Annotated in this window: 3 protein-coding genes and 2 tRNA genes; 2 read left to right on the top strand and 3 right to left on the bottom strand. The window is 71.4% G+C overall.

The genetic code is table 11. The annotated features are described in order from the left end of the window. Positions 1-94 precede the first annotated feature (94 nt). From DAT37_RS03865 to DAT37_RS03855, 3 genes are all read right to left on the bottom strand, one after another. Positions 95-165: transfer RNA gene (locus DAT37_RS03865), tRNA-Cys, on the bottom strand. Positions 166-181: 16 nt separating this feature from the next. Beyond that, positions 182-253 (bottom strand) — tRNA-Gly (locus DAT37_RS03860). Between the two features lie 119 nt (positions 254-372). After that, the gene (locus DAT37_RS03855) at positions 373-2,217 is read right to left on the bottom strand and encodes an N-acetylmuramoyl-L-alanine amidase (protein WP_232839504.1); all 1,845 of its coding nucleotides are present in this window, start codon (positions 2,215-2,217) and stop codon (positions 373-375) included. A 168-nt stretch (positions 2,218-2,385) separates the two neighbouring features. Here DAT37_RS03855 and DAT37_RS03850 point away from each other — a divergent pair, with 168 nt between their 5' ends. Continuing rightward, positions 2,386-2,805, top strand: coding sequence for a hypothetical protein (locus tag DAT37_RS03850; RefSeq protein WP_232839503.1), 420 nt, complete (start codon positions 2,386-2,388; stop codon positions 2,803-2,805). A 49-nt stretch (positions 2,806-2,854) separates the two neighbouring features. Beyond that, on the top strand, positions 2,855-3,828 hold a 974-nt coding region (locus tag DAT37_RS03845), incomplete at its 3' end, for an isomerizing glutamine--fructose-6-phosphate transaminase (protein ID WP_157978259.1).

Here is a 3,828-nt window from a genome sequence, read left to right as displayed (position 1 = left end):
CTCACCTTGGCAAGGTGATGCTCTACCACTGAGCCACTTCCGCATGGCGCCGCACTTTACTTTAGCCGATCCCCGAGGGGCTCGCCGCCGGCCGAGGTGGAGACGGGATTTGAACCCGTGTAGACGGCTTTGCAGGCCGCTGCCTCGCCTCTCGGCCACTCCACCAGGAGTCTGAACTCCGAGCGGAAGACGGGATTCGAACCCGCGACCCTCACCTTGGCAAGGTGATGCTCTACCACTGAGCCACTTCCGCGTGTTTCCGGCGGAGCGCCGGCCACGAGAAAACCATATCGCCTCCGCGGAGTGCCCGTGCGCCGCGAATGGCGGGCGGGCGCGATTCGGCACGGAATCCAGGGGCGGAATCCGGGGGATTCAGCGGATCACGCGCACGTCCTTCGCCTTGACGAACATCACGCGGTGGCCGAGCTGGATCTGGTGGTAGCGCTGCTCGCCCTTGACGGTGACGTGCCTGGCCGGCCGGTACGAGCCGGCCGAGAGGTAGGAGCTCGACAGCGTGTGGCCGAGCGCGTACGACTGGCCGGGGCGCAGGACGTACGGGAGGGGGACCCGATCCTGGTAGGGGACGCCCGTGCCGCGGTAGGCGGGATGGCCGGGGAAGGCCCGGCCGTACACCCTGACCTGGTCCCTGACCGGCGTGACCAGCGGGCCCCCGGCGGGCACGGCGGTGGGCCGCTCCGGCGGGTTGTGGAACCACGCCTTGCGGCCGAGGTACCAGATGGCCGTCCAGTCGCCCCGGGTGCCGGCGACGGCGAAGCGCTGCCCCGTCGAGGCCCGCGCGCTGTGGTCGTACACGCTGTAGGTGCTCGACTTGCCCACGCGCTTGCCGATGTCGTCGATCAGGGGCGCGTCGTCGCGCGGCTCGGTGCGCAGCCAGACCGTGGAGGCGCCGTGCGGGTCGCACGCCCTGGCCGGGCGCTCCTCCAGGCAGCCGGTGAACCGCGGGAGGTTGGTCCCGTAGTCGGGGTGGATGACGACCGAGGCCGGCTCCTTCCGGTGGCCTCTCACCGGGGCGCGCCTGGCCGAGCCGTCCTCCCCCTCTTCTCCGTCCGTCCCGTCCTGGTCCTCCCCGTCCTGGTCCTTCCCGTCCTCGTGCTCGCCGTCGAGAGCGCCCGGAATGGGGTGGCCCAGCAGCTCGAAGTAGTGGGCCCAGTCCCAGTAGGGGCCCGGGTCGTCGTGCATGGACGGCAGCGTCTGGGGCGAGGTGCCGGGCACGTTGTCGTGGCCGAGGACGTGGCCGCGGTCGATCGGGATGTCGTACACGCCGGCCAGGTGCTTCACCAGCTCGGCCGAGGCCCGGTACATCGCCTCGGTGTACCAGGTGCCGCCCTTGGCGAGGTAGCCCTCGTGCTCGATGCCGATCGAGCGGGTGTTGACGTCCCAGTTGCCCGCGTGCCAGGCGACGTCCTTGGTGCGCACGTGCTGGGCCACGTGGCCGTCGCGGGAGCGGACCGTGTAGTGCCAGCTCACGTAGTCGGGGTCGGTCACCATCGACTTGATGCCGCCGTAGGCGCCCTCGGTGTCGTGGATCACGATGTAGTCGACGCGCCGCTCCCCGTCGAGCCTGTCGTGGTTGCCGTAGTCGTCCGAGCCGGTCCGCTCGTAGGCCGCGGGCAGCCATTCGCACGGCAGCGTTTCGGGGCATTCGGCGTCCTGCGCCCTGCGAAGGGGCGGGCCGGCCGGCGCGGGCAGGTGGGGCAGCGCGGCCAGCCGTACCGTGAAGCCGTCGTCGGTGCGCCGGGCGGCGCCCTCGCGGATCACCGCGAACACCTCGTCGGCGAACTGCCTGGCGGTGAACGGGTCGCGCGAGCCGGAGTAGCGGGCCACGGCGTCGTACCAGTCGGCCGGGTCGGCACTGGGGCGGCGCTGGTAGGAGGCGAGGATGGCGGCCCCGCCCCGGAGGTTCGCGGCCGGATCGGCGCGCAGCCGCCCGGCCGGGAGGCCGGTCAGCCGCGCCGCCCGCCGCAGCGTCGCCCCGCCGGGCGGGGACGCCCCGACCCGGAAGTCATGGGAGGAGACCGGGTCGCGCCCGGGTGCGGGCCTGGCGTCGTCGCCCCGGGCGTCACCGGAGGCGTGGCGGTCGCTCGGCTCGCGTGCCTGCCGGGCCGGCCCGAGGTCCACGAGGTGCATCGGTCCGTAGCCGCCGTCCGTGCTGGGCCTGCCGCCGTGGGAGTCCCACCGCGACTGCAGGTAGGCCACGCCCAGCAGCACGCTCACCGGCACGCCGTGCTCCCGGGCCGCCGCCGCGAACTCGCCCTGCCGTCCGGACTCCTGAACGGGCCCCAGCAGAGTGCTGGCGGCGAGACCGGCGGCGACCCACGGCAGCATGGCAACCCTCCACGGAACGGTACGAGAAGACTACTGTCCGTGACCGCCATCAGAAAGGATCTCTCGCGCGTGCCGCGCGTGCGACGCCGCGCGACACGCGGATTCCCGGTCTCGACGCTATTCCTGCCCGATTCCGGGCAGGATGTTGGCGTGTCTCGCCACGAATGCGTAGTGTCCTCGTCTGTGTCCACGGCACGGCATCTCCATGAGGAGCTCATCACGCACCTCACCAGGACCAGCGGGTTAGGTCCGGGTGAGGCGGCCCGCGTGGTGGCCGACGTGCTGTCGTACTTCTCCGAGCCGGTCGAGGAGTTCGTGCGGCGGCGTCACGGCGAGCTGAAGGCTCGCGGCCTCACGAACGACGACATCTTCCCCAGGATCGCCGCCGAGCTCCGGCTCCGCCGGGTGGCGGCGCCCGACCTGTCCGCGCGGCAGCTGCGCCGCATCGTCTACGGATAGCCGCGTCTTTCGCGGGCACACGATCACACGTAAAGAGGAGAGACCACGGATGTGCGGAATCGTCGCTTATGTCGGACCGAAGGACGCGGCTCCCATCCTGCTGGAGGGCCTGCAACGGCTCGAATACCGCGGTTACGACTCGGCCGGCGTCGTGGTGTCCAACAAGGGCCTGAAGGTGCGCAAGGTCAAGGGCAGGGTCGCCGACCTGGCCAAGGCCGTGCCGGCCAGGTTCAAGGGCGCCCTCGGCATCGGCCACACCCGATGGGCCACCCACGGCGTGCCCAGCGACGTCAACGCGCACCCGCACCTGTCCACGGACGAGCGCGTGGCGGTCGTGCACAACGGCATCATCGAGAACGCCGACGAGCTGCGCGCCAAGCTGATCGCCGACGGCGTCGTGTTCTCCTCCGAGACCGACACCGAGGTGCTCGCCCACCTGATCGCCCGCACCGTCCAGGAGACCGCCTCCCTGGAGGAGGCCGTCAGGAAGGCGCTGAAGAGCGTCGTCGGCACGTACGGCATCGCGGTCATAGACGCCGAGCGGGTCGGCGAGGTCGTGGTGGCGCGCAACGGCAGCCCGATCGTGCTGGGCATCGGCGAGAAGGAGATGTTCGCCGCCTCCGACGTGGCGGCGCTGGTCCGCTACACCCGCCAGGTCGTGCACCTGGAGGACGGCGAGCTGGCGGTGCTCAAGGCCGACGGCTTCCACACCTTCGCCAGCGACGCCCGCGAGACCGCCAAGGAGCCGCTGACCGTCGACTGGGACGCCGGCCACTACGACACCGGCGGCTACGAGCACTACCTGCTCAAGGAGATCTCCGAGCAGCCCGAGACGGTCTCGCGCACCATGCGCGGCCGCCTGGACGACCGCTTCCACATCGCGCACCTCGGCGGGCTGAACATGGACGCCCGCGAGGCCCGCTCCTTCCGCCGGGTGAAGATCATCGGCTGCGGGTCGGCGTACTATTCCGGCCAGATCGGCGCGCAGCTCATCGAGGAGCTGGCCCGCATCCCGGCCGACGC

Origin of the sequence: Nocardia aurea (assembly GCF_003123685.1) — a bacterium.
GTDB classification, from domain to species: domain Bacteria; phylum Actinomycetota; class Actinomycetes; order Mycobacteriales; family Mycobacteriaceae; genus Nocardia; species Nocardia aurea.
The sequence above is the reverse complement of the archived record's forward strand: the minus strand, read 5'-3'. Positions and strand labels throughout refer to the sequence as shown.